Here is a 773-nt window from a genome sequence, read left to right on the forward strand (position 1 = left end):
GTCGATGAAGTCGGTCAGGTTGATGTTCAGGGGGGAGGCGGCCAGGGCGGCCGGTTGGGTCAGAGCGTTCATGTGCATCTCCTGCAGGTGAAGAACGGAGCAGGGCGTGCACGGTCCCCTTCGGGTATCGGCATACCCTGCAGGGTGGAGTGGAAGGAATCGCCGCGGGGGCGAGGTCAGTAATCGCTAGGGAGCAAAAGCGTGGTTGAGCTGCGGTCTGCCTCAGTGATGATCCAGAGCCTGGATTCGTCGCCGGCGTCGATGTCGTAGGACGACAGCAGCCGATCGCCGAACTTCAGGGCTCTCTGGTTGGTGTTCCAGTCTTCCTGGTCCAGCGTCCCCCAATCTCCCGCCAGATGGCGGTTCAGCAAAGGCGCTGGGTTGAGTTGACCGGTTTCCACCAGGTGGCTCACGGCTGCGGTCATCACGACCTGGCCAGGGCTGAACAGCAGCGGTGCAGAGGCCGGCTCAGGTTGGGGCTCTTCAGCTTCTTCCGTGGTCGCGGCCGAGGAGCTGATGGTCAGCACGCGGCCCTGGTTGACCGAGGAGGGTGTCATTTCCCATGCCCGGATGATCGGGATGAAACGGTCGGTGAGGATCCTCACCTCGGTGATGTTGCCGTCGTCGTCCTCGGTGAATTCGGTCTTGCGGACCTTGTCCTTGTAGGTGTCACCCTTCACGACCAGGATCCGGTCCGACTTCGATCGCACGACGCCAGATATCGCGCCGGCAGCCAGGGCAAGGGCCAGGTGCCAGCGAGACAGCTCGCGGAC

Annotated in this window: 1 pseudogene; it reads right to left on the reverse strand. The window is 63.1% G+C overall.

Features of this window, described 5'->3' with window-relative positions:
• Positions 1 to 176: 176 nt before the first annotated feature.
• Positions 177 to 773 (reverse strand): annotated as a pseudogene (locus tag HMPREF2924_RS11960) (class I SAM-dependent methyltransferase); the annotation flags it as partial.

Source organism: Pseudomonas sp. HMSC063H08 (assembly GCF_001813645.1).
In the GTDB taxonomy this organism is placed as follows: Bacteria; Pseudomonadota; Gammaproteobacteria; order Pseudomonadales; family Pseudomonadaceae; genus Pseudomonas; species Pseudomonas aeruginosa.